Consider the following 25530-nt stretch of genomic DNA (forward strand, 5'->3'; position numbering starts at 1 on the left):
TCTGTTAAGATTTTAAAAAATGGAATCGCGTTTCATATTTTGGAACGGAGGGGGAAATGAGTTTGAATATTTTAGAAGTAAGCGATTTGAAAATAGGTATTCAACAAAATAAAAAAGATATTGCTATTGTGAATGGAGTATCATTTCAACTTGAAAAAGGCAAAACTTTGGGGATTGTAGGGGAATCAGGTTGTGGAAAAAGCATGACATCACTTTCACTTATGGGATTGTTACCTGCTGGGGTTAACTGGCAAGGTGGAGAAGTTTACATAGATCAAAAGCAAATTAATAAAAAGTCGAAGAAGGAATGGCGAAAGATTCGTGGGAAAAAAGTTTCTATGATATTTCAGGAACCAATGAGTTCGCTCAATCCAGTGTATAAAGTCGGTTCGCAAATTATGGAAATGATTCATAGTCATGAAAAAATTTCAAGGAAAGAAGCTCATGAACGTGCCGTTGACATGCTTCGTCTCGTAGGTATTCCTCGTCCCGATAAAGTAGTGAATGAATATCCTCATCAATTATCAGGAGGAATGCGACAAAGGGTTATGATTGCCATGGCATTGGCTTGTGGACCAGAAATATTAATTGCAGACGAGCCTACTACAGCATTAGATGTGACAATTCAGGCTCAGATTTTAGATTTAATGAAAGACATACAAGAAAAACTAGATATGTCCATCATTTTAATTACCCATGATCTTGGTGTAGTAGCGGAAATATGTGAGAGAGTAATCGTGATGTATGCTGGTGAAATTGTTGAAGAGGCTACAGTGCTAGATTTGTTTAATCAGCCGCTTCATCCATATACCAAAGGGTTATTAAATTCATTGCCTGACATTGAATCAGAACAAGAGTACCTTCCATCAATTGAAGGGGTGGTGCCATCACCATCCGATATGCCTTCAGGATGTAGATTTTTCGATCGATGCGAATTTGCAACAGATCAATGTAAAAAGAAGCCTGATCTATTTACAACGTCTAATGGTACCAAGGTAAGATGTTGGCTGTATGAAGAGAACGAAGTGGGAGGGGGAATTGTCAATGGGCAGTCCATTGTTAGAAGTTAAACACTTAAAGAAATATTTTTCAGTTAAAGGATCACGTTCAGGGCATTTAAAAGCAGTAGATGATGTTTCATTTTTTGTAAATGAGGGTGAGGTTTTAGGAATTGTCGGAGAGTCAGGGTGCGGAAAGTCGACTATGGGTAAAACATTAATCCAACTTCTTACACCTACTGAAGGCGAAATTTTACTGAATGGAGAAAATATTGCCACTCTTAGCCCAAAAGAGGTACGTCAAAAACGTCGTGATATGCAAATCATCTTTCAAGACCCTTTTTCTTCCCTTAATCCTCGTATGAAGGTGTTTAAAATAATCGAAGAACCTTTGGTGAATTTTGGAATAGGTACAAGGGAAGAGAGAAAGCAACGTGTTTATGAAGTAGCCAAACAGGTTGGACTTACACAAAAGCAGTTAGAACGTTTTCCACATGAATTTTCAGGTGGTCAAAGACAACGAATTGGAATTGCTAGAGCATTAGTGTCCAATCCAAAATTGATTGTTGCAGATGAACCAGTATCTGCTCTTGATGTTTCGATTCAATCTCAAGTATTAAATATTATGAAAGATTTAAAAAAGGAAATGAACCTGACCTACATTTTCATATCTCATGATTTAAGTGTAGTGCATCACTTTTGTGACCGCATAGGGGTAATGTACTTAGGTAAGTTAGTGGAAATGGCAGATAAACACGAATTATTTAATAATCCTAAACATCCATATACAAAAGCTTTACTATCAGCATTACCAAAATCTCATCCTTCAAAAGTAAAGGAGCGTATTGTGCTAAGTGGAGATGTTCCCAATCCTGCTAATCCACCATCGGGCTGCACATTCCATACACGATGCCCAAACTGCATGGAAATATGTAAGGTGACACCTCCAAAATTAAAAAAAATTGGCGATAAGCATGAAGTTTCCTGTTTACTTTATGAAGAGCAAATGGAGCGATTAACATGAGCAAAACATTGGAAAAAGGTATTAATATTTTAACGTTATTTACTGAAGAGAAACCTTCTTGGCGGTTAGACGAGCTAGCAATCGAAACAGATATTCCTAAACCGACTTTACATAGGTTTTTAAAAACATTTACAGATTTAGGCGTATTAAAACGTCCTTATATTCAAAGTGGTGGACAGTTAGTATTGAGTGATCATTATCTACTTGGGAATAAACTCATTGAATTAGGTGCAATTGCAGCAAATTCAATTGAAATTCGCTCTTTGGCTATACCGTATATGAAGATGTTGCAACAGAAGTTTGACTTGGCTGTTCAACTAAGCGTACTGGATGAAACAGATGGTCTTTATATTGAAAAAATTGAAAGTTTAAAACCGGTTTTACTTTATACACGGGTGGGAAGAAGAGCACCACTTTATGCAGGCGCTTGTTCAAGGGTACTTTTATCCTTTCAATCAGAGGAGAAAATTAATGAGGTACTTCAAAAACCTCGTAAAAAATATGCTAGTGGAACACCTGTTACTGATGAAGAGATATTTGAACTCATTGAATTTGGGAAAAAAAATGGCTATGCCTACAGCGTATCAGAATTGGAAGAAGGCACTGTATCAATAGCAGTACCGATTTTCAATAGCGAACGCAAAGTAGAATACTCGATTAGTATAGCGGGCATAGAGACGCTAATACCAAAAGAAAAAATAAATGCATTTTTAGAAGGTCTGTGGGAAACGGCAGCTTCAATATCTGCTGAACTAGGTTATTCGATGCCATATCCATATGGCGTATAGATAGCACAAATACAAAAGGGGATGAACAATGTATGAAGAAACAAAAATGGATTGCGCTATTACTTGTTTGTATAATGATTGTTTTAACAGCATGTAGTGGTGGCACATCATCAAAAGACGAAAGTAAAAATGGTAGCAAATCATCTGGTGAAAACCCAGCAGCAACACGTGGAAATGAATTAGTTATTCGTGTGGCTGGAGATCCACAAAACTGGGACCCAATTGATACGTTTTTACTTGCTTGGAGTACAGTAGCAACATCGGTATTTGAAGGATTAGTAAGTCGTTCTCTAGATTTAGAAATTCAACCAGGGTTAGCGGAATCTTGGGAATATATAGATGATAAAACGATTGTGTTTAAACTACGACAAGGTGTTACCTTCCATAATGGCGAACCGTTTAATGCGGAAGCAGTTAAATTTACATTTGATCGTTTACTAGGAGAAGAAGGTCAAAAAGGTCCGCAATATTCAAACTATACGTCAATTGATAATGTTGAAGTAACAGGTGACTATGAAGTTACTATGCACTTAAATGCCATTGACCCAGTTTTACTGACTAAGCTTTCAGGATATGGTGCTGTCATCGTACCACCTAAATATATCCAAGAACAGGGTGCAGAGAATTTTGACATGAAGCCTGTTGGTACTGGTCCATTTAAAATGACTGATTATCAACGTGATAAACAAGTAGTTATTGAGCGATACGATGATTATTGGAATAAAGACGCTATTAAACTAGATAAAGTAACATTTAAAGTGATTCCAGAAACAGCGACGGCACTGGCAGAATTACAAACAGGAAATATTGATATTATGACACGTTTAGAAGTTTCGCAAGCAGCAACAGCAGAAGGAACTGATTTCATTGAATTAAAGGATGTGTCCACTCCTACAGCGTATTCAATTCGCTTTGATACAGCACAAAAGCCAGTTGATGATGTACGTGTTCGTCAAGCTATTAACTATGCCATTGATAAGGAAACAATAGTGAAGGAAATTTTAGGTGGCTATGGTAACCTCATTAGTTCTTTCCAAAGTAATCTATCTTTTGGCTATAACAAAGATTTAGAGCCATATCCATATGATCCAGAAAAAGCAAAAAAATTACTTGCGGAAGCTAAGGTTCCCGAAGGTACTACACTTGAATTCTTTATTCCAGGTACCGATGGGACATTTAAAGAAATTGCCCAAGCAGTAGCGTTTTATTTAGAAGAAGCGGGATTAAAAGTTTCAATTAATAGTGTGGAAAATACTACATTCCAATCAGAGTTAATACCACAAGGAAAAGCTGGCCAAATGTATAAAAATGGCTGGGGTGGTTGGACTTTAGATTTTGATAATACAGCTTATTTAATGTATCACGAAGGGGAATTCTGGAATCCATCCTATAAAAATGAAAAAGTAGAACAATTATTAGCGGCAGAGCGAGCAACGATTAATAATGAGGAGCGTCAAAAAATCTTTAAAGAGCTGACAGAAGTGTTATACGAAGATGCTGCAGAAGTTAATTTATATTCTGAGGTTGAAATATACGCAGTGAATAAACGAATAAAAGATTTCCAACCACCTCATGATGGCCGCTTTAGATTTGAAGGTGTCACTGTCGAGTAAGTAAAAAATTATGAGATAGTATGCTTGTCATACTATCTCTTTCATTTCAAATTAGGAGGATGGAATTATGCTTTCCTATATACTACGACGATTATCGCATACCGTGTTGGTGATAATTGCTGTCTCATTAATTATATTTTTCGCCATTCGTTTAACGGGTGATCCTGTAAGCATCATGTTCGGTGCAGGGGAACCATCACAACAAGCGGTAGAGGAACTGACAGCAAAGTTAGGTTTAGATAGACCTGTTTGGGAGCAATATATCATATTCATGAAAGATTTAGTAACGCTTGATTTTGGCACATCGTATCGTTCGAATAGTCCAGTTTTGGAAATGTTGTTAGAACGAGCATGGCCAACACTCGCACTTGCTTTAGGGGGGATGACTGTAGCATTGTTAATCGCTATTCCTATCGGTATCCTTTCGGCAGTTTATAAAGGCAAGTCTATTGATATTTTTGGGCGTATTTTTTCTTTATTAGGTATCTCTTTTCCTAATTTTTGGTTAGCGTTTATGCTAATCTTGATCTTTGCTGTTCAGTTAAAATGGTTACCCGTATCGGGCTTTGAGGGGTTTAGCTCATTAATTCTACCATCCATTGCATTGGGTCTGATTTTATCTGGTATTTTAGTTCGATTAATTCGTACCTCTATGCTTGAGGTACTTAAGATGCAATATGTGACAACTGCTCGAGCAAAAGGAATTCAAGAATGGCTTGTCATTATTCGACACGCCTTTCGAAATGCCTTATTGCCAACTGTGACGTTTGTTGGGTTACAGTTTGGTGGACTCCTAGGAGGGGCTGTTATTGTAGAGCAAGTATTTTCTTGGCCAGGAATCGGAAGATTAATTGTTGATTCTATTAATCAACGAGATTATCCGGTTGTACAGGGTGGAGTAATTCTCTTAGCTCTTATCATGATTGTCGTAAATCTAATTGTGGATTTATGTTATTCATTAATTAACCCAAAAATACGCACTGGAAGAGGTGACAATTAATGACACAGATAATGGAAGCAGAAACAGTCGAAATAAAAAAGGTTAGCAGAATAATAAGTGTTTTAAAGTTTATTAAAAATAATCCAACTGGGATCATCGGTCTATTATTAGTTGTCACGACTATTCTTTGTGCGATATTTGCCCCATATATTGCGCCATATGACCCAGGAGCAGCTAGCTTAGGACATCGTTTAGATTTGCCCAAATGGTTAGACGATACTGGTAAGTCTCAATATTTACTTGGGGGAGACCAAGTTGGACGAGATTTGCTCAGTAGGATTATATACGGTGCTCGTATTTCACTATTGGTTGGTATTTGTGGTGTGCTCATTTCGTTAGTCCTTGGAACGTTTCTAGGCATTGTGTCAGGGTATTTTGGAAAATGGATGGACGATTTAATTATGAGGTTAGCTGAAGTTCAATTGGGTCTGCCATTTATTTTACTAGCAATTGTCATTATGAGTGTATTTGGAACAGGGATTGAAAAAATCATCATTATTCTTGGGCTTACATATTGGGTTAGTTTTGCAAGACTAATTCGAGGGGAGATTTTAGCTCTAAAGGAACAAGAATATATCCAGGCTGCAAAGGCAATCGGAGGAACACATTTTAAAATTATCCTTAAGCACATATTACCAAATGTTGCTTCTTCGATTTTAGTGTTAGCAACAATGTGTATCGCAGAGTTTATCTTATTAGAGGCTTCACTAACATTTTTAGGGTTAGGTGTTGAACCGACAATACCATCGTGGGGCGGCATGTTGGCAGATAGTCGGAATTATATGACGTCAGCTTGGTGGATTTCTGTATTTCCAGGTATTGCAATTATGTTAACTGTACTAGGCTTTAATTTACTAGGAGATTGGTTACGAGATCGCTTAGATCCAAATATGAAAGTTTAGGTGATACTGTGAACTCTAAAATATTTTCAATTTTATTTCATAAGAATGAAACGATAAAAAAGCCCTCTTTATTTATAAACTTACCTACAAATCTTGCTCCCATAGGATTAATTGATTTTTGTGCGAGGTTAGGCTTAGAGTCAAATGAAATAGATTTTGATTTATTTCAAGCGTCAAATCAGCAGTACTCAATGGAATTTTTACAACATAGTAGTACATTTATTTCACAGAATGGGTCCAACTTTACAGTCTATTATGAGACTGAGTCTTCGCTGTCAACGTTGTTAAGTACGATAGCAAGTGAAGGAATGGCCGAAACGTATACAGACATTCCATCATCTTATTATGAAAGTTTAAGTCACCTTTGGTCAGCCTATGGAACTGGTGAGAAGGACGAGGCACATCCACAACAGCATTTAAGTGTGAAAATTAATTTACAACAAGAAATAAAGTCCAATGCCATTATAAAAGAAGTTTGCTATCTTGCATTACGTTTAGGATTGTATGCTACCTCTGTTTCTTTACCAGTTATCACAAAAGATCATCGACATTTTTCAATTGACATCAAGCAAGGAACTGCAAGTTTAATGGAGCTAAGTTCTAGAAACGTTATTCAAATTTGTGGTACAAAAGATAGCTTACCGACTGTTCTACATTCAATAGCAAAAGAAAAGCATGTGTCTGAAGGTGGCTTATTTGGTGTTTGGGAGCTAAATGAAAAACAAGTGAATGTAGAGGATTTATTGTATGAAACAACATGGGAAGATGAATCGGAAGCGTCATATATTATAAATGCTTTGCAAGATGAACCAAATAAAATGCTTGATGCTGAAATCTATCTTACAGCTTCTAAAAAAAATCGAGATGAATATTGTTTAGAATTGTATAAGAAATTTTCAAATTTAAAGACAATTACAGTTCGCTCTGCATTTAAAACAGGGTTATACTGGATATTAGAGGAAGTACTTCCATCTGTTTCAGGGCATTTTGAACAAGTAAAAATAGTATGTAAAGATGGGATTAGTGAAAACGGTTTAGAACAACATAATCGCTGGATTATGGAGCTTTATCCAGTGGATGAATTGATTGAAAGGCAATATGGTGTACCGAAAGAACATGTGCAATTTGAGCTTTCAAGCACACAGCAGCACATTTATAGTGTCTTTGTTGATGATGTATTAATTGCTGAACTAAATCCGTTAATTAGTGAATTGGATTATGTTGACGGTCAGAAAAAAGTCTATCCAACTACAGCTGGGTATAGATTATTTGAAAGTGGGAAACTGGTTCAAGAAAATGCAATATTGTCAGATCGTGAGCGTTTCTATAAAACGTATATCAATGAGTTTCTTCCTCAAATAGTGGGAAAATTAAATATTGATGTAACGAATCGCGATCAAGGACAATTGTTTCCTTTATTTGATCGAATCGAAATTGACTTTACTTCATCTGGAATTGAAGAAGAATTAAATGTTAAGCAAGAGGCAAACTCATCCTTCGAAGCGTTATACGAAGATCTATATTTTAACACGCTAGATTATTTTAATGAGCTCGGTCGCCGATTAGTTAATCAACCTTATAAAGCTCCTGGTGGCATTATTCCCTCTATTCATATAGAGGAAAATATTTATAAGCCTATTAAAAGTGTAATACGGGCATACCAATGGCATGAAAAACCCAATCTAGTTCCAGTTACAAAAAGAATTTTATTTAATCCAAAAGGGCAATTTGAAACGGTAGAAATGTATTTAGGTAATTATCTCAAAGTAATGAAAGTGAATGATTATTTAAAATACAAAATTAAAAATGTTTATCAATTATCAACCCGGTATCAAAATTATTCTGAGGTCAAACTGAATTATGGAGATATATCTTACAAAGGGAATGTCATTCCATTTTTTGAAGTGACTGAGCCTATTACTAGTGACTTTTATTCAGGACTTAAAAAATCGGATGAAAAGCATACGATTGTCTTTGAAGCTGGCCATCATCCAAATGAAGTATCTAGTACACCTGCTATATTAGAGCTAATGGAAGATATTATTTGTCACCATCCTGAAATCTTGAAAAAGATTAATATAATCATTATTCCGTTATCAAATCCAGATGGTTATGAAATAATGGAGAGCTTGACAAAAGAACATCCAAAATGGAAACATCATGCTGCAAGATTTAATGCAGTAGGTTTAGAGTTTGCCCATGTCAAATTTCAAGAAAGCGTATTTGGTGAGGCAAATGTTTTACCACTCATCTTGAAAAAATGGGCACCTGATATAGTAATTGATGATCATGGAATCCCTGCTCGTGAATGGGTTCAACCATTCGCAGGATATGCATGTCCACCTATTTTCCCTGTTTCTTACACGCTTCCGAGTGCCAAGATTTATGGAATTGGTCGTTACGCGGATTATGATACGAGGGAAGTCCAGGCTAAAAATCTAGAACTAGTAGCTGAAAAAGTGAATATGTTTTTTGAGGGCTCAACATTTGCCCAAGAAAATGCTTATTGGCGTGAACGCTACTATAAATATGGCACAAAATGGGATCCGCAAAAGTACCCAATTGAGGAAATGGGGAATATTAATTTTTATCGGAGTATGGAAGTTACGCCAACTTACTCATCTGTTAGTATATTACGCTACCCGCAGTGGGTGGCTCTAGATATCATTTCTGAAGTGTCCGATGAAATTGTTTATGATGAAGAATTAATTTCTTGTATTGAAGCACATAAATTATTTAATCAAGCTATTATTGAAGCTACAATTTCTACTAAAGTAAATAAAATTAATCAATCTGGACGCTATATTAAAAAACGTCCGATAGAAATCAGGTGACAAATATGACAAAAATATTATTAACAGGGTTTGAACCATTTCTTGATTATAAAATAAATCCAACGATGCAAATTGTGGAAGCATTAAAGGGAAAGAAGATAGATGGCTATGATATTGTCGGACGAATTCTATCTGTAGATTTTCAGCAGTCAGCGGAGCAATTAAAACAACAGATAGAAGAAGTGAAACCGCAAATCATTATCTCATTAGGATTAGCTGGGGGGCGTTTTAAAGTAACACCGGAGCGCATTGCCATTAATGTGAAAGATGGAGAGCCTGATAATAATGGCTACACACCAGTTGATGAGTGTATCCATGAGGAGGGGGCAGATGCTTATCTAACAAACTTACCGATTCGCAGTATGGTGAATCGTTTGCAGGCAGAAGGATATCCAGCCGAAATCTCCAATACAGCGGGTACATACTTATGTAATAACATTATGTATGAGGGGCTTGCTTATGCACAGCTACATGAAGGGGTTCGTGCTGGCTTTATTCATATTCCAGCATCATTTGAGCTAGCAATCCAACATGGCAAAATTCCCGGCTGGAATATCGGAGATTTAATAGCTGCGGTAACGCTTTGTATTGAGGAGACGGTACGTGCAACCAATCATTGATTTTCCTCATTCGATGTGGATTAGTCAACATACTATTCGTTTTGCATTCAAGGAGGAAATCTCCCACTCAAATTTTCACGCGGTCCAAACGTTTAATCGGTTTCTGAAACAGCAGCTACGGCATAACCTAGTCGAAAGTGTTGCAAGCTACCATACTGTGACAGCTTATATTAAACAAAAAATAGATGTTGAACGTTTAGGCATGCAGTGGCTTGAGATGCAAGCCTCCACAACAATTGATAAAGGAACGAATCGTCTTTTAAAAATACCCGTCTGCTATGATGAGGAATTTGCCTTAGATAGCAAGCGCGTAATGGATTTCACAGGGCTATCTTTTGAGGACATTAAAACTTTGCATGTGTCCAAAAGCTATTATGTTTATTTAATCGGCTTTTTACCAGGTTTCCCCTATTTAGGTGAGCTTGATCCTAAGTTGTTTGTGCCACGCTTACAGAAACCAAGGGCATCTGTATCAGCGAGTTCCGTTGGAGTTGGGGGTGGACAAACAGGAATCTATCCTGTCGATTCACCTGGTGGCTGGAATATTATAGGAAAGACACCTTTGGATTTATTTGATGTACATGGCAAAGAGCCGTTTTTATTTGCACTTGGAGATGAAGTTCAGTTTTATGAAATAACCAAACAGCAATTTTGGGAAATGAATAGCAAAGGAGTGTAGCGATTGAAGCCACTTCTGCTCGTAACAAAACAAGGGGTTTATGGTAGCTTACAAGACAAAGGAAGGTACGGCTATCGGGCATTTGGTATTCCGTTATCTGGACCAATGGATCACCTATCGTTTCAAGCAGCTCAAAGAATCTTGCATCATTACCATGAACAGACGTCTTTTGAAATGTTTGTTGGTGGTTTTGAATTTGAGGCACTGGCTGATGGTGTCTATGTATTAACGGGTGGATATAGTACATGCTTGGTTAATCATGTACCAATCGAAATGTGGAAAACATTCCATTTAACGAGAGGTGATATACTATCTATCAAGAGTGTCCATCAAGGCTCTATTGTTTACTTAACACCATTAGGAGGATTTCATACAAACGATGAGCTTGGTAGCCAATCCTGCCTTCCGCTTGGGAATTTGGGAACATGCATTACAAAAGGAAGTATTTTGTATGGGCAGGTATCAGCATCTTTAAAATATAATAGAGGGCTATATGCACCCTATCGTCCGAGGTTTGACAGTTCCATTACGGTTCGATTGTTTAAAGGACCGCATTTTCATTTATTTACAGAAAAGAGTCAACAACAATTTTTACAAAATCCTTTTCAATTTATCGGCGGCAATCGTATGGGCTACTACATAAAAGGACCTGCCTTACAACTTCAGGAAATGAAAGATATTCTGTCAGAAGCTACACAGTTCGGAACGATTCAAGTGCCTCAAAGTGGTGATCCTATTATCCTAATGGCTGATGCTCAAACAGTAGGAGGCTATCCTATTATCGCGACAGTACATGAAGAGGATTTACATAAAGTAGCGCAAATGCGTATGTATAACACAATACACTTTGTACTGGAGGAAGCATGATGCCAATTGATATTAATTGTGATCTAGGTGAAAGCTATGAAGCTTTTATCACGGGAAAAGATGAAGCACTATTAGACTTTGTAACATCCATCAATATTGCATGCGGCTACCATGCAGGGCATCATTCGATCATGCATCAAATTGTACGCAGTGCCATTCGTAAAAATGTTCACATTGGTGCACATCCAGGCTACCCTGATCGAGAGGGATTTGGTCGCCGTAATATGGAATGTAGCCCAGCTGAAATTTACGATATGATGGTTTATCAGATTGGTGCCTTACAAGCCTTTGTGCAGCTTGAAAATGGTACGCTTCATCATGTTAAACCACATGGCGCACTCTATAATCAATGCGCGAATGATCGTGAAAAAGCGTTAGCTGTAGTCAATGCAGTGTATGATCTTAATCCACAGCTTATTTTATATGGCTTATCGGGCAGCCTCATTGTGGAGATTGCTAGAGGCAAGGGGCTCCAAGTATATGAGGAGGTTTTTTCGGATCGACGCTATAACGATGACGGCACATTAGTGAACAGACAGGAGCCAAATGCCTTAATACAATCGGAAGAGGAAATGCTCGTGCATGTAAATAGTATTTTGACTGCTAACGAAGTGATGTCCGTCCAGTCCAAAAAAATTAAAGTTGCGGTCCAAACCTTATGTATACATGGAGATGGCCCACATGCGCTAGACTATGCGAAAAAAATTGCAGGTCTCAGAAAGCAATTACAATAATAAGAATGGATGCCCTAAACAAGGCATCCATTTTGTTTAGATTGTCGTCACAAGTTCGACAGCTTCAAGCACAATTGGCGTACCAGCAGAAAGTGTACCTGTGACAGTATTGAACGTTATATCGTCTGCAGAAACTGTATAGGCACCACCCTCTTGAAGAACACCATTGATATATAAGTTATAGTAACCATTTGCGACTTCTGGAAATACTGTTGCTGCTGTACCACTATCATTTAAAAATGTTGTTGCAGCGACTGTCGTGCCATCCGCAATGGCAAGGGGTGCAGCTAAGATGTTAAAAAATCTCGTAGAAGTACCAGTTACATTGACGTGAATATTAATAATGGAAAGTGCCACCCGATTCACCTCCTTTCATTTTGTTGTAAAGCCTAGCGATTCAATAATGATGGGTGTTCCTCTATACAATGTGGCATTATAAGGTACGATTGTCAGGGAGGCTGGGGTTACCGTATAAATGCCGCCTTCCTGCATCACTGCATTAATATAAAGGTTAACGTAACCATTGGGTGAAAAAACTGTAAACTCAGTAATGGTATTTGCATCATCATTCCAAAAGAGATCCGCTGGAAGCGTTGCCCCATTAGATAGATCAAGATCGGCTGTAACGATATAAAAATATCGCTGGATCGTTGGTATAATCGTTCCTTCTGGGACTATTTCAGAAGGAGGATTAATAGGTATTCCGTTTGTTGCTTTTATACGGGGCCAGATAAATCGGTCCTCACAGTTACATGAACAATATTTTTCGATGATTTGACGAGACCTAGGATTCATCATATGTCATCACACTCCCTTCATAAAAAATAACTTTGCCCCGAATATGCTTACTATAAAATATGAAGAAAATATAAAAAGAACTAGTTGACCATCTATCATTTGGCATAGATTTTTTGTATAAACAAGTTTTATGGTGAAAGCTATTAGGATGGAAACGTTGGCATATATGCTTTAAATTAGTGTTATACTTTGCTAGTTGAATAAGGTAGAATACTAATTATGAATAATTAACGAAAAAGGGGTTACTGGTTTCATGAAAGATTTTGAACAACAATTGGAGGGGCTATTAAAGCAAGCCTCTTTGCAATACATAATTTATCAGCATAATGGTGATACAGAGCGCATGGATAAAACATCACTTTTTGCTCGAAAAATTCAGCAAAAAGAGTATGTGATTGGCTTCGCAGGCCATTTCTCAGCTGGGAAATCAAGTATGATTAATGCGCTGTCTGGTGAAAATTTACTGGCATCTAGTCCAATTCCAACAAGTGCGAATATCGTGAAGGTGCATAAATCAGAGGAAGACTTTGCGATTGTTTATATGCACAATGAAAAGCCTGTAAAATTTGAGGCTGGCTATGATTTCAAAACGGTAAAAGAGCTAAGTAAAAATGGGGATTTAGTGTCACAAATTGAGATTGGACACAGCGCCTCTACACTCCCACTAGGCGTTACTGTGATGGATACGCCAGGAGTAGACTCCACAGATGATGCACACCGCATGTCAACGGAATCAGCACTACATATTGCCGATATCGTATTTTATACAATGGACTACAACCATGTGCAGTCGGAATTAAATTTCCAATTCACAAAGCAATTAATGAAATATAATCCAAATGTTTATTTAATTGTCAATATGATTGATAAGCATAAAGATAATGAATTGAGCTTCGAAGAATTTAAAGCAACGGTTCATCAATCCTTTGCAGCATGGGGTGTTGTGCCAAAGGGTGTGTTCTTCACATCATTAAGAGAGCCTGAACATCCTCATAATGATTTTGAGGCTGTAAAGAAAATCGTGATGGACAGTATGAATGATTGGCAGGAGCAGCTTGTACAAACTGCTACAAATACATTGTCTTTATTACAAAGCGAGCATGACAATTATTTAATGGAAGAAAGACAGGATCGTTTAGCGATTGATGAAGAAATTTTAAGTGCGGATGACTGGGCACACCATCAAGATATTTTAGAGCAATACAATAAATTAAATCGTCAGGTTGAATTATTCTCCGTAGAGGCATGGAACGAAACATTTGAAGAACAGCGTAAGGAATTACTTGCTAATGCAGCTATTATGCCAGCTGATTTACGCGACCGCTTACGCCTTTATTTAGAAAGCATGCAGGAAGGCTTTAAAGTAGGGGGGCTCTTTACTGCGAAGAAAAAAACAGAGGAAGAGCGTAACCGACGTAAAGAGGATGCGTATAGTGCCTATCAAAATGTGGTCCATGCACAAATCACAGGGCATTTAAAAGGACTCATGAAGAAGGCATTAAAGGACGTTGGTGCATTAAATGAAGAACGTGCTACAGCCATTGATGCCTATGTATTTGACTTACCTTTTTCATTGATTGAGCAGCAAGTTCAAACAGGCGCTATTTTAACAGGTGATGCTGTGTTAAACTTCGCTAACCGTGTCGCAGAAGCAACAAAGCGCTACTTTATTCAGGAAACAGATAGCTGGAAAAATGCGCAAGCAACTACACTGGAAGCTGTAGCAACAGAAACTGCCGCACCGTCAAAATTAAAAATGGCGGGTATGCAGGACAAGGTAGATGCCATTAATGCGGTACTTGAAATTGAAGGCTATCAGCAATATAGTGCAAGCACTATGCATCAAGCGAGCAATGAAATCCGTAAAATTGCCAATCAACAGCTTACAAATTGGGAACAATTATTTAAGCAAGATTTAGCCGAAATTCGCTTGTTTGATGAGTCCATGCTGAAGCCAAAAGAGCAAGTCATTGAACAAGAAGAAGCTCAGCAAGCTATTAGCGCAACGACTCTACCAATCGATGGTGTGATTAACCGTGCACTGCATACTGCCAATGCAGTCAAAGAGGTTCAAGGCTTTGCCGAAGTTGCCCAATACCTTGAAAATAAAGTAGAACGTTTACAGAAAAAGGATTTTACGATTGCATTGTTTGGCGCATTTAGTGCGGGGAAATCATCCTTCTCGAACGCTTTAATGGGAGCGAAGGTATTACCTGTATCACCAAACCCAACAACTGCAGCCATCAATAAAATTCGTCCCGTTACACCTGAGCATCCTCATGAAACAGCGGATGTACAGCTTAAAACTGCCGAGCAAATGCTAGAGGACATTCAAGGATCCTATGCGGCAATTGGTTTGTCAGTGTCTTCATTAGAGGAAGCCTATAATCGTGCTGATGAAGGGCTAGCAGTTCAGTTAACGGACGAACGATTAAATATTCATAAATCATTTATTCGTGCCTATAAGGAAGGCTATCCAACCTTTAAATCGGAGTTTGGTTCTATCCTTCGCGTAGACCGTGAAGAATTTGAAAAATTTGTAGCACAAGAAAATAAATCTTGCTTTGTTGACAATATCGACTTCTATTATGATAGTCCATTAACACGTATGGGCGTGACACTTGTTGACACACCAGGAGCAGATTCGATTAATGCTCGTCATACAGGTGTAGCATTTGAATATATTCGTAATGCAGATGCCATCCTATTTATTACGTACTATAACCATGCTTTTGCCAAAGCGGACCGCGAGTTTTTAATTCAGCTTGGTCGTGTAAAGGATGCATTTGAGCTAGATAAAATGTTCTTTATTGTCAATGCGATTGATTTGGCAACAACGGATGAAGAACAAGAAGATGTAAAAGGGTATGTACGCTCAGAGTTACAACGCTTTGGCATCCGTTTCCCACGACTATATGGGGTATCCAGTCTGTTAGCGTTGCAAGAAAAGGTAGAAGGTGCCGATTTAACATCAGGTATGCCACCGTTTGAAAATGACTTCCATACATTCTTAAATGATGAATTGAGTGCATTAGCAGTTCAAGCTCTTGCAGAAGAAGTCGATAAAACAGAGCAACGTTTGGCAGATTTAATCGCACAAACAGAGGAAAACTTAAAACGTAAAGATGAGCGACTAGAGGAATTAACAACACTTGAACAACATATTCAATCGAAGTTCAGTGTACTGAATACGAGCATGTTAGAGAGTGAAACAAAACAAGAGCTTGATGAGCTATTGTATTATGTTCTCCAACGTGTTTATTATCGTTATCCTGAGTTCTTTAAGGAAGGCTACAATCCTTCTACATTTGCTGCAATGCCAGCACAACAAGCATTGGAGCATGCATTAAAAGAAGTGATGCAAAGCTTACGTTTTGATTTTACACAAGAAATGCGTGTAACAAACTTCCGTTTATCGCAGTTCATTAGCAAGAAGATGCAGCAACGTTTTAAAGATGAAGTACGCGAATTGAAAGAGTTAAATCGAAGCTTCTCATTCCTAGCCTTTGAATCTTCTGAGCCAAATTTATTGGATTTTGAAGGACCATTTGTGGATATTTCCAAATATGCTAGCGTAAAATCTCATTTCCGCAATCAAAAAGCTTTCTTTGAAAAGAATGAAAAAGTGAAGCTGAGTGAGGCATTAGAAGCTGTCACAAAGCCAGATGCACAAGATTATTTAGATGCACAAAAAGTTTCCGTTATGACATGGGCGATTACGTTTATTGCAGAGGAAGCCGAAAAATTACGTTTGTATATTTATCATCAAGCGCTTGAGCAAATTGACACAGAAAGATTAGCATTACAAGAAGAGAGCCGTTTAGCTTCTTGGAAAGCGATTTACGCACAATTACAATACGCATGAGGTGATTCCTATGGGAAAAGTATTCAAATCAGTGGATGAAATTCAATTTGAAGGCGTCCGTTTCATCGATGCTCGTTTCGATCTTCAGGACAAAGAAGCAGGTAAAAAAGCATTCGAGGAAGGCCACGCAACTGGTGCTGCTTATATTGATTTAGAACAACAGTTATCAGATATGGACAGCAAAGACGGTCGTCACCCGATGCCAAGCAAAGAAAAATTGACTTCTGTTTTTCAAGAATTAGGATTACGCTATGAAGATCAAATTGTTGTCTACGACCAAGGAGCAGCGCCATTTGCTCCACGCGCCTGGTGGATGCTGACATATGCTGGTTTCCCAAATGTAGTGATTGTCAACGGAGGTGCACCCGCACTAGAGGCGAAAATGCCGTTTACCAAGGATATTATTAAATATCCACCAACCATCATTGAGTTTGCTTGGAAGGATGAGCTTTATGCCCCACGCCAAGCTGTAAAAGCCATTGTAGATGGAGAAGTGAAAGCCACTTTACTCGATGCACGTGCTGCTGAAAGGTACCGAGGAGAAGTAGAGCCATTGGATAAGGTAGCAGGCCATATTCCAACTGCGAAAAACTTTGACTGGGAGCAACTAAAGACAGATGGTCAACTAAAGGCAAACGATGCATTACGTCAAAAAGTGGCACCTACTGAACCAGTTGTAGTTTACTGTGGAAGCGGCGTAACCGCCTCTCCACTTTATGCTGTGTTAGCAGATGAAGGCTATGAAAACATTCAATTATATGTAGGCAGCTTCAGCGATTGGATTACAGCATATGACGTGGAAAAAGGCACAAACGAATAAAAAGAAACGCTCACTTCGGTGGGCGTTTTTTTATGTAGTGTGGTGGATAGAGTGTGAAAAGTAGAGGATAGAATGCTTAGAGTGACGGATAGAAATGAAAAAGTGAAGGGTACGCCGCTCAAAGTAAAGGATAGAATTTAGTAGTGGAAGCCTGCGTGGAGTGGTGGATAGTGTGTGGAAAGTGTAGGATAGAACGTTTAGAGTGGCGGATAGAAATGAAAAAGTGAAGGATAGCCCGTTTAAAGTAGCGGATAGGATGCATTGTAGTGGATAGAGCGTGAAAAGTAGAGGATAAAACGCTTAGAGTGACGGATAAAAATGAAAAAGTGGAGGATAGCCCGCACAAAGAGGATGATAGATTCATAGAAACGGATAACCCGCTCAAAGAATAGGACAGAATCCATCAAAGTGGAGACAGAGCATACTCAAATCGAGGGTAGTGATACATAGTATTAGGAAATTTTTGATTAGTAAAGCTAAATGGCGTAGTTTTAGCGTCTAATAGGTAAAGGGAGGTGAGCGGGTGCAGGAAATGCTTGTTGAACGAGCTAAAAAGGGTGATGCGGAGGCGTTCGCACAGTTGTTTTCACAGTATGAAATGGATCTATATAAAATGGCTTTTATCTATGTGGGCAATGAGGCAGATGCACTCGATGTCGTACAGGAAGTCGCTTACCGTAGCTTTAAATACATACATTCTCTTCAAAATTCATCCTATTTGAAAACATGGTTAGTAAGGATTGTCATAAACTGTGCAACAAATTTGCTAAAAAAGCGTGAACCGCTTGTCGATTATGAACCGGAGTCAGAACTAGGGGAAGAGCCGCATGAGGAGCTTCCTGAGAGGTGGGCGCTGGAAGATGTGATGACACGGCTCACAAAGGCGGAAAAGGATGTTATTTTGCTGAGATTCTATCAGGATTATACATTGCCTCAAGTGGCTCAGGTATTGCAGCTGAAATTAGGGACGACGAAAACCATTTTGTATCGTGCATTAAAAAAATTAAAGCAGGCACTGGAACAGGAGGGGCAAGGGTGAACGATCTAAAAAAGCAGATGGATCAAATAGACATTCCAAAATCGTTGCATCAGCGTAGTCTACAAGGTATTGAACAAGCAAAAAAAGAGCAGCGCAAGTCTAAGAGCTGGGTGCCCAAAATTTTGACTGCTGCTGTAACACTTGCAGCAGGTGGATTTGTGGCATTAATGGTGGGTGAACACCACCTAGATAATGATCGGGCAAGTGCGCTAATGTCACAAGTAGAAAATTTATCCCCTCCTATGTACTGGATATTTGCTATTTTATGCATATTTATCACACTATACATCTCTAGGAAAAAGCTTCAGGTTGGCGCTGATCAGAAAAAGACGATTGGTGTTGCTGTCGTTTTGATTCTAATGATCGGTAATAGTACGCTTTTTTTACAACATCAATTAATAAAACCAATAGTGGTACCTACTGTAATCGAGGGTACGAATAACTTACAGAATGCTTTAGAGATACGGTATATTACGAATAAAGATGACCGTCGATATGTGGAATACTTGCAGGCAGAAGATGTGCAATTACCAATTGTATATTACCAAACGGAGCAAGAAAACCTAGTGAATGGCTTTTATTATCCATTGGATACGTCTCAAGATTTACGCTATCAAAATATTCGTTTAGCTTTTTTTCAACTTGATTTAAGCACTCTGGAAAAAGTGATGGCAAGCAAAAATGTTTATCTTGTATTAAGTGACGGGATGAAATTGCCTGCTCCAATTCGTTTTACGAGGGAACCATCCATTTATGAAAATCAGGTCATGAATAATAGTTTTAGTCAGTCCCAACATGATGCTGAGCAAATCATTTCATTTACCCTTCAACAGGATGCTGTTTTTGATGCATTTTATGTTCCACCTACATTAGAGGATAAAATACTATTGAAGGAATGGAGATTAAATGATCAGCGCTACACAGCAAGTGATTTTCCTTTTTCAGTGACGAAAGGTCAACGCTTGGAGATGACAATTCAATTTAAGGAAGCACCTTTAGACATCAATACGTCCATCGGTTTCAGTGGCCCAGATGGTTATTTAACTATGAGATTATATTCGCAAACGTATTTTACGACGAATTTGGTGAAAAAGGTGCGTGAAAACAATGAGTGAATCTAAACAGCAGATAAAACTTCTACAATGGCTTGCAGTGGCGCTCTTCTTTCAATTTATTTATTTAAATATTTTTCAATACGCTAATCTTCTACAAGATATCCTTGTTTATGGGGCCTATTTAAAAAGTCTCTCATTTTATAAAGAAAAAACACCAATCAAAACATATATGGCTTGCGCTATGATTCTTACCTTAATGAGTACTTTCATTTTTTCACATCTTTTCTTCTATTGGAGTACGGTTTTAATTCAAGGACTTGATTTGCTGATCATAATGGAATTTGGAAAAATTTTATTGAGCATTGAACAAAAACATCATGCACAGGGTCCAACTACAAGAGTGATGAAGAAATATATAGCGGTTGCCTTTGCAGTCATTATTAGTTGGACGCTGTTAATGAATGTTACAGGTGATTGGCAGATGGGATTATTTTTCCTAGGCGCATTGCTTTTATTGGCCGTAAATATACGTTTGTTTTTTCATGTGTTAGCACTTCGTAAACATGTAAAGAGCAAATCCTTTGTTGTTACCTACTTGCAAAAATGACTCACCATTCATTTTATGCTACACTTTTTGTACAAGGGGCAAAGGGGGAGAAGGATGTTTAAACGAGAGAAAAGTATAGAGATTCTGCAGCATCGGGGTGTACAATGTGCGCATGGGAAAGTTGCGGTTCAGGGGATTGGCATGAGTGTGTACAGCTTTTTTGTGGATGGGTTACTGATTGATACAGGCTCCTACTCACTGTCGCAGGAATTTCAATCCTTTTTTAACGATATACCGATAGCGCAATTGGCATTAACGCATTGTCATGAGGATCATGCAGGAAATGCAGCGTGGATTCAACGTCATAAGAATGTACCGATTTATATTCATCGTGATTCAGTCAATCTCTGTGCTGAAGATGGGGACTATCCACTTTATCGTCAGGCATTGTGGGGGGAACGACCAGCGTTTGTTGCCCAACCATTTGGTGATACGTTACAAACGAATTCAGCCATATGGGATGTTATTGAAACACCTGGACATACTGCAGATCATCTTTCTTTTTATAATCGAGAAACAGGCGCTATGTTTACAGGAGATTTGTTTATCCAGCCAAAGACGAAGGTTGTGCTTGATGAAGAAAATATTGTCCATACCTTGGCGTCTTTGAGGAAAATAGTCCACTATGATTTCGATGTCGTCTATTGCTGTCATGCAGGCTTTATAGAGGATGGTCGAACGAAAATACAAGAAAAAATTGCTTATTTGGAAGATATGGAGGGAAAAGTGAAGCAATTGTTTATGCAAGGTTATTCTGTTGAAGAAATCACCAAAACAATTTTTCCTCGTGATTATCCGATTACAAAAGTTTCAGGAGAACAATGGTCTTCCAAGCATATTATCACGGCTTTTATTAATCATTTTACCCAAGAGTCCTTTATATAAGGGCTCTTTTTTTTGTTTGTTAAGAGTTTCACAAATACTTTTATGTGCATAACAAAAAACTTTGTGAAAAAATGTGGATAAATTGTGACAAAGTCAGTCAGGACAATGGATGCGCTTACATAAGTTTGTGAAAAAATTCTCATTTACATAAGAAAAATACTATGTGAAAAGTTGAACAGGCAAAATGGCTCTATTTGTACATTTTACAATGTGTCAAGAATTGTATTAACTATCTCAAAATAATTGATTGTGAAATATTTAATTTGACAGAAAAATGTATTGAAAGTCAATAAACATTGAATTTTTGAAGATGAAAATAAATTGACAGAAAATTCGTTGACTATATTTTCACAAAGTATTATGATTCTGAAATACAATAAAAAAAGGGAAAAGGATGGGATAGAATGGACGTAATGAAAAAGGCATTAGAAATGCATGCACACTATAGCGGAAAACTTGAGGTGAGCTCAAAGGTACCGGTACAAGATTCATATGATCTTAGTTTGGCGTATTCGCCTGGGGTAGCAGCGCCATGTGTGGAAATTGAGAAAAATCCTTCGCTTGTCTATGACTATACAATGAAGGGCAATATGGTAGCTGTTGTGTCGGATGGGACAGCGGTTTTAGGGTTAGGAGATATCGGACCGAAAGCGGCATTACCTGTAATGGAAGGGAAGGCGATTTTACTAAAGCGTTTTGCCAATGTTGATGCTTTTCCAATATGCTTAGATACGAAAAATACGGATGAAATCGTCAGCATTGTGAAGGCGCTTGCCCCGACATTTGGTGCGGTAAACTTAGAGGATATTTCAGCACCAAGATGCTTTGAAATTGAAGATCGCCTACGTCAAGAATGTGATATTCCAGTTTTTCATGACGATCAACATGGAACAGCGATTGTTGTAGGCGCAGCGATGATTAATGCCAATCGTATTGTGCAAAAGGATGTAGCAACAATGAAGGTTGTGATTAACGGTGCTGGTGCTGCAGGTATTGCGATTTTACGCATTCTTGTGCAAATGGGCTATAAAAATATTTATATGTGCGATACAAAAGGTATCATTTATGAGGGACGTACAGAGGGGATGAATCCGATTAAAGAAGCGGTTGCTCATTTGACAAATCCAGAGAAGCTTCATGGTACGCTGGAGGATGCACTAACAGGTGCGGATGTCTTTATTGGTGTTTCTGTTGCCAACCTATTAACAGAGGCACATATTGCATCCATGAATGAAAATCCAGTTGTTTTTGCCTTAGCCAATCCAAATCCTGAAATTACGTATGAAAATGCCAAAGCATGGGGTGTACGTGTTATGGGAACGGGCCGTTCAGATTATCCAAATCAGATTAATAATGTTCTCGCATTCCCTGGTATTTTCCGTGGAGCGTTAGATGTGCGTGCTACGGATATCAATGAATCGATGAAGCTAGCCGCTGTTGAAGCGATTGCCTCTCTGGTGAGTGACAAGGAACTAAAGGAAGAATATATTGTGCCTAAATCTTTAGATGAGCGCGTTGTGGCAATCGTCTCACGCGCAGTAAGTGGGGCAGCTGTAGAATCTGGCGTATCCGAGCTATTCCAGCAAAGTACAGCACTATCTGTCTAAAAAATAATACCTCCTTGAAAGTAAAGCAGATCGAGAAAAGTTATAGGCTTTTCTCGATTTGTCTTTTTTTTATGGCGAATTTGTTCGAAAGTTGTTGTTGTTTGTATTTTTATGTAATAAGATTAATAGGAATTATGTAATGTTTGATATTTTAAATTTGGAATAATTAATCCTGATTTTTGTCTTTTTATTGCAAAGCTCAGGCCTAAAGTTTATATAAAAAGAGGTGTTGAGCACATGAAATCATTATTTCAATTTCGATCCATTAAGGCGAAACTGATTGCTTTCTCTTTGCTACTTTTGTTGATTCCCCTTATAATACTTGGGTTTTCAAGCTATCAACAAAGTAAAGCAAATTTAGAGACAGTAGGAAAAGAAAATTTACGAAACAGTGTTGAAATGACCATTGCCATGATTGAACAATTCAATCAACAGGTAGAGGCAGGTAATCTATCCTTAGAGGAAGCGCAAGAAAAAGTAAAGATTGCGATTTTAGGTGAGAAGGATAGCGAAGGGAAGCGACCAATTAATAAGGACATTAAGCTTGGTGATAACGGCTATATATTTGTTGTTGACCAAAAAGGGAACTCCATTGCACACCCTAACATCGAAGGCTCTAATGTCTGGGATGAACAAGATGACAGTGGATTTAAATATATGCAGGAAATCATTGCTGTTGGGAATGACGGCGGTGGTTTTGTAAGCTATAAATGGGCGTTACCCAATTCAAACCAACTAGAAGAAAAGGGTGTGTATACCGAAACGGATCCTTATTGGGGCTGGGTCATTGGCGCAAGTACCTATTTAATTGATTTCAATAAACCAGCAGAAAGTATTTTAAAATTAACAATCCTTGTGATTGCTATTGCCGTTATTGTGGGGATATTTGTGATTTGGCAATATGCAAGTAGTATGGCGAAACCGATTAACCGTGTGGCTCATGCTATGGAGCTTTTTGCACAAGGGGATTTATCTCAAGAAAGCATATCCATCCGATCGAAAGATGAAATAGGCAAGCTGGCAAATGCGATGAATCAAATGCAATTGAAATTAAAGGATATGATTCATAATATTGCACAAGCTTCTGATCGGATTAATACTTCTAGTAAAGAACTGACACAATCTGCCAATGAAGTAAACAAGGGAGCGGAGCAAGTGGCGATTACGATGCATGAATTAGCATCAGGTGCAGAAGGACAAGCCCATCATTCGAATGAATTAACGTCTCTAATGGAACGCTTTACTGTTGATTTGCAAGAAACGAATCAACATGGTGCGCATATTCATCAATCTTCTTTGGAAGTATTAACGTTAACAAAAGAAGGCGATCAATTAATGACATCCTCCAATTCTCAAATGGTGAAGATTGATAGCATGGTGCAAAATGCAGTACAGAAAGTGAAAAATTTAGACGCCCAAGCACAGGAAATTTCAAAATTGGTTGTTGTCATTAAAGATATAGCAGATCAAACTAACCTGCTAGCTTTGAATGCTGCAATTGAAGCGGCTAGAGCTGGTGAGCAGGGTAAAGGATTTGCAGTGGTAGCAGATGAAGTGCGCAAGCTGGCAGAACAAGTGGCATTTTCAGTTAACGACATTACATCGATTGTGACAAACATTCAGCAAGATTTTGCTGTCGTAACAACTTCTTTAGAGGATGGTTATCAAGAGGTCAAAGAAGGAACAAATCAAATAAAAGCTACTAGCGAAACGTTTAATACGATTAGTCATTCCGTCAATGATGTAGTGGAAAGTGTTAAATTAATTTCAATAAATTTATCAAAGGTAACAGAGGATGGCAATAAAATGAACAATTCTATTCAAGAAATTGCTGCTGTAGCGGAGGAATCTGCTGCTGGTGTTGAGCAGACAACGGCTACTACGGAAGAGACAAGTAGCTCTATGGAGGATATGGCAGGACAATCTGCGCAATTATCCGAATTAGCTTTACAATTGAAAGGGTTAATAGCCCAATTTAAACTGTAGAAAAAATCTCCCGCTCTTTGATATACTACACCCTCAATGATCAGATAGATAATTGAGGGTGTAGTTCATTTCAGAGGGGAGATTTTTTAGACCATGCCAACACCAATAATACCGATGAGTATGACAAAGAAAAGAACAAATAAGACGATGAATATAATAATGGCTGGAATAAAGATGGTGAAGAAAGCCATCCAGTTCGAAATCTGGTGTGCTTCAGCAACTACACCAACGGAAATAACAAAAGACCAGATTGTAATAACGATGTTAACTAAAATAGTTAGCCAAAAAATCCACGGCAACGTACCCATGAAATTCGGATCCAATAATGAATCTGGTGCAGTCATTAACCAAATAATATAAAGAGGAACCAGTACAATATATGGAACGGCTGTTAAGGTTAATCCTTTAAATAAGTCCGAGTATGTTCCAGTACCTTTAAATAATTTCCCAAATAGCCATGAGATGAGTGCAGAAATAGCTGTTCCAATCATACCTGCGATAGGAGCAAAAACGACACATAATAAGACTAAAAGCCATGGAGAAAAATCAGGAAATAATTCCGAATCAATTAACCCAGACATAAGGGAGCCAATATAACCAATAGATAAAACCAAAATAGCAAAGCCAATAGATTTTTCATCAATCATATAACGAGTCGTTTGCTTTGGATGCAGCCAAACCGATAAAAATGGATTTAGTTTTGACCTCTCTTCTTTCGATGTCTCATTCAAGTTTTCCATCAAACTACCTCCAAAATAATAGAATAATTGCTTGTTACATATAGTTAATATACGAGTGAAGGAAGGAAA

Annotated in this window: 22 protein-coding genes; 19 read left to right on the top strand and 3 right to left on the bottom strand. The window is 38.1% G+C overall.

The features are described 5' to 3' along the window. Nucleotides 1-56 precede the first annotated feature (56 nt). The 11 genes from MHB40_RS08375 to MHB40_RS08425 all read left to right on the top strand — a co-directional run bounded on the left by MHB40_RS08375 (nt 57) and on the right by MHB40_RS08425 (nt 12059). A complete protein-coding gene (locus MHB40_RS08375; RefSeq protein ID WP_342534291.1) occupies nt 57-1070 on the top strand; it encodes an ABC transporter ATP-binding protein in 1014 nt (337 codons plus the stop codon). Further along, nucleotides 1045-2022, top strand: a complete 978-nt coding sequence (locus MHB40_RS08380; RefSeq protein WP_342534292.1) for a dipeptide ABC transporter ATP-binding protein — start codon at nt 1045-1047, stop codon at nt 2020-2022. The genes MHB40_RS08375 and MHB40_RS08380 overlap by 26 nt, the downstream gene beginning before the upstream one ends. Further along, on the top strand, nt 2019-2810 hold the full coding sequence (locus MHB40_RS08385) for an IclR family transcriptional regulator (RefSeq protein ID WP_205442534.1): 792 nt from the start codon (nt 2019-2021) through the stop codon (nt 2808-2810). Before MHB40_RS08380 ends, MHB40_RS08385 begins: the two co-directional genes overlap by 4 nt. A gap of 32 nt (nt 2811-2842) precedes the next feature. Beyond that, complete coding sequence (locus MHB40_RS08390; RefSeq protein WP_342534293.1) at nt 2843-4423, top strand: ABC transporter substrate-binding protein; 1581 nt, start codon at nt 2843-2845, stop codon at nt 4421-4423. Nucleotides 4424-4490: 67 nt separating this feature from the next. Then, on the top strand, nt 4491-5423 hold the full coding sequence (gene nikB / locus MHB40_RS08395) for a nickel ABC transporter permease (RefSeq protein WP_342534294.1): 933 nt from the start codon (nt 4491-4493) through the stop codon (nt 5421-5423). Further along, the gene (locus MHB40_RS08400; RefSeq protein WP_205442536.1) at nt 5423-6325 is read left to right on the top strand and encodes an ABC transporter permease; all 903 of its coding nucleotides are present in this window, start codon (nt 5423-5425) and stop codon (nt 6323-6325) included. Before nikB ends, MHB40_RS08400 begins: the two co-directional genes overlap by 1 nt. Nucleotides 6326-6516: 191 nt before the next feature. Next, nucleotides 6517-9159, top strand: coding sequence for a M14 family metallopeptidase (locus MHB40_RS08405; protein ID WP_342534295.1), 2643 nt, complete (start codon nt 6517-6519; stop codon nt 9157-9159). 5 nt (nt 9160-9164) lie between these two features. Next, complete coding sequence (locus MHB40_RS08410) at nt 9165-9779, top strand: pyroglutamyl-peptidase I (protein ID WP_342534296.1); 615 nt, start codon at nt 9165-9167, stop codon at nt 9777-9779. After that, complete coding sequence (gene pxpB, locus MHB40_RS08415; RefSeq protein ID WP_342534297.1) at nt 9763-10458, top strand: 5-oxoprolinase subunit PxpB; 696 nt, start codon at nt 9763-9765, stop codon at nt 10456-10458. The genes MHB40_RS08410 and pxpB overlap by 17 nt, the downstream gene beginning before the upstream one ends. Before the next feature lie 3 nt (nt 10459-10461). Continuing rightward, nucleotides 10462-11325, top strand: coding sequence for a biotin-dependent carboxyltransferase family protein (locus MHB40_RS08420; RefSeq protein WP_342534298.1), 864 nt, complete (start codon nt 10462-10464; stop codon nt 11323-11325). Then, nucleotides 11325-12059 (top strand): 5-oxoprolinase subunit PxpA, encoded by a 735-nt coding sequence (locus tag MHB40_RS08425; RefSeq protein WP_342534756.1) that lies wholly within the window; start codon nt 11325-11327, stop codon nt 12057-12059. The genes MHB40_RS08420 and MHB40_RS08425 overlap by 1 nt, the downstream gene beginning before the upstream one ends. Before the next feature lie 36 nt (nt 12060-12095). Here the strand turns inward: MHB40_RS08425 and MHB40_RS08430 are convergent, their stop codons facing one another. Further along, nucleotides 12096-12416 (bottom strand): DUF4183 domain-containing protein, encoded by a 321-nt coding sequence (locus MHB40_RS08430; protein ID WP_342534299.1) that lies wholly within the window; start codon nt 12414-12416, stop codon nt 12096-12098. 15 nt (nt 12417-12431) lie between these two features. Then, nucleotides 12432-12857, bottom strand: coding sequence for a DUF4183 domain-containing protein (locus MHB40_RS08435; RefSeq protein WP_342534300.1), 426 nt, complete (start codon nt 12855-12857; stop codon nt 12432-12434). 253 nt (nt 12858-13110) lie between these two features. Here MHB40_RS08435 and MHB40_RS08440 point away from each other — a divergent pair, with 253 nt between their 5' ends. The 8 genes from MHB40_RS08440 (at nt 13111) to MHB40_RS08475 (ending at nt 24721) form a co-directional block, all read left to right on the top strand. Next, nucleotides 13111-16722, top strand: a complete 3612-nt coding sequence (locus tag MHB40_RS08440; RefSeq protein ID WP_342443133.1) for a dynamin family protein — start codon at nt 13111-13113, stop codon at nt 16720-16722. Nucleotides 16723-16732: 10 nt separating this feature from the next. Beyond that, a complete protein-coding gene (locus MHB40_RS08445; RefSeq protein WP_342443134.1) occupies nt 16733-17542 on the top strand; it encodes a sulfurtransferase in 810 nt (269 codons plus the stop codon). Between the two features lie 532 nt (nt 17543-18074). After that, complete coding sequence (locus tag MHB40_RS08450; RefSeq protein WP_205447376.1) at nt 18075-18581, top strand: sigma-70 family RNA polymerase sigma factor; 507 nt, start codon at nt 18075-18077, stop codon at nt 18579-18581. Then, a complete protein-coding gene (locus MHB40_RS08455) occupies nt 18578-19696 on the top strand; it encodes a hypothetical protein (RefSeq protein WP_342534301.1) in 1119 nt (372 codons plus the stop codon). The genes MHB40_RS08450 and MHB40_RS08455 overlap by 4 nt, the downstream gene beginning before the upstream one ends. Beyond that, the gene (locus MHB40_RS08460) at nt 19689-20243 is read left to right on the top strand and encodes a hypothetical protein (RefSeq protein ID WP_342534302.1); all 555 of its coding nucleotides are present in this window, start codon (nt 19689-19691) and stop codon (nt 20241-20243) included. Before MHB40_RS08455 ends, MHB40_RS08460 begins: the two co-directional genes overlap by 8 nt. A 54-nt stretch (nt 20244-20297) precedes the next feature. Further along, the gene (locus MHB40_RS08465) at nt 20298-21128 is read left to right on the top strand and encodes an MBL fold metallo-hydrolase (RefSeq protein WP_342534303.1); all 831 of its coding nucleotides are present in this window, start codon (nt 20298-20300) and stop codon (nt 21126-21128) included. A 404-nt stretch (nt 21129-21532) separates the two neighbouring features. Then, a complete protein-coding gene (locus MHB40_RS08470; RefSeq protein WP_205442551.1) occupies nt 21533-22735 on the top strand; it encodes a malic enzyme-like NAD(P)-binding protein in 1203 nt (400 codons plus the stop codon). A 237-nt stretch (nt 22736-22972) separates the two neighbouring features. Further along, nucleotides 22973-24721, top strand: a complete 1749-nt coding sequence (locus MHB40_RS08475; RefSeq protein WP_342534304.1) for a methyl-accepting chemotaxis protein — start codon at nt 22973-22975, stop codon at nt 24719-24721. Between the two features lie 86 nt (nt 24722-24807). On the opposite strand, the gene MHB40_RS08480 is transcribed toward MHB40_RS08475, so the two are convergent. After that, a complete protein-coding gene (locus MHB40_RS08480) occupies nt 24808-25461 on the bottom strand; it encodes a Yip1 family protein (protein ID WP_205442553.1) in 654 nt (217 codons plus the stop codon). Between the last annotated feature and the right edge of the window lie 69 nt (nt 25462-25530).

The organism is Lysinibacillus sp. FSL K6-0057 (assembly GCF_038630885.1).
In the GTDB taxonomy this organism is placed as follows: Bacteria; Bacillota; Bacilli; order Bacillales_A; family Planococcaceae; genus Lysinibacillus; species Lysinibacillus fusiformis_F.

Excerpts from the sequence above, each read along its gene's own strand:
- MHB40_RS08375 (WP_342534291.1), top strand. The coding sequence starts at position 57 with ATGAGTTTGAATATTTTAGAAGTAAGCGATTTGAAAATAGGTATTCAA.
- MHB40_RS08480 (WP_205442553.1), bottom strand. The coding sequence starts at position 25,461 with ATGGAAAACTTGAATGAGACATCGAAAGAAGAGAGGTCAAAACTAAAT.
- MHB40_RS08410 (WP_342534296.1), top strand. The coding sequence starts at position 9,165 with ATGACAAAAATATTATTAACAGGGTTTGAACCATTTCTTGATTATAAA.
- MHB40_RS08475 (WP_342534304.1), top strand. The coding sequence starts at position 22,973 with ATGAAATCATTATTTCAATTTCGATCCATTAAGGCGAAACTGATTGCT.
- MHB40_RS08440 (WP_342443133.1), top strand. The coding sequence starts at position 13,111 with ATGAAAGATTTTGAACAACAATTGGAGGGGCTATTAAAGCAAGCCTCT.
- MHB40_RS08450 (WP_205447376.1), top strand. The coding sequence starts at position 18,075 with ATGCTTGTTGAACGAGCTAAAAAGGGTGATGCGGAGGCGTTCGCACAG.
- MHB40_RS08380 (WP_342534292.1), top strand. The coding sequence starts at position 1,045 with ATGGGCAGTCCATTGTTAGAAGTTAAACACTTAAAGAAATATTTTTCA.
- MHB40_RS08425 (WP_342534756.1), top strand. The coding sequence starts at position 11,325 with ATGCCAATTGATATTAATTGTGATCTAGGTGAAAGCTATGAAGCTTTT.
- nikB (WP_342534294.1), top strand. The coding sequence starts at position 4,491 with ATGCTTTCCTATATACTACGACGATTATCGCATACCGTGTTGGTGATA.
- MHB40_RS08405 (WP_342534295.1), top strand. The coding sequence starts at position 6,517 with ATGGAATTTTTACAACATAGTAGTACATTTATTTCACAGAATGGGTCC.
- MHB40_RS08470 (WP_205442551.1), top strand. The coding sequence starts at position 21,533 with ATGGACGTAATGAAAAAGGCATTAGAAATGCATGCACACTATAGCGGA.
- MHB40_RS08400 (WP_205442536.1), top strand. The coding sequence starts at position 5,423 with ATGACACAGATAATGGAAGCAGAAACAGTCGAAATAAAAAAGGTTAGC.
- MHB40_RS08445 (WP_342443134.1), top strand. The coding sequence starts at position 16,733 with ATGGGAAAAGTATTCAAATCAGTGGATGAAATTCAATTTGAAGGCGTC.
- MHB40_RS08390 (WP_342534293.1), top strand. The coding sequence starts at position 2,843 with ATGAAGAAACAAAAATGGATTGCGCTATTACTTGTTTGTATAATGATT.
- MHB40_RS08460 (WP_342534302.1), top strand. The coding sequence starts at position 19,689 with ATGAGTGAATCTAAACAGCAGATAAAACTTCTACAATGGCTTGCAGTG.
- MHB40_RS08465 (WP_342534303.1), top strand. The coding sequence starts at position 20,298 with ATGTTTAAACGAGAGAAAAGTATAGAGATTCTGCAGCATCGGGGTGTA.
- MHB40_RS08385 (WP_205442534.1), top strand. The coding sequence starts at position 2,019 with ATGAGCAAAACATTGGAAAAAGGTATTAATATTTTAACGTTATTTACT.
- MHB40_RS08435 (WP_342534300.1), bottom strand. The coding sequence starts at position 12,857 with ATGATGAATCCTAGGTCTCGTCAAATCATCGAAAAATATTGTTCATGT.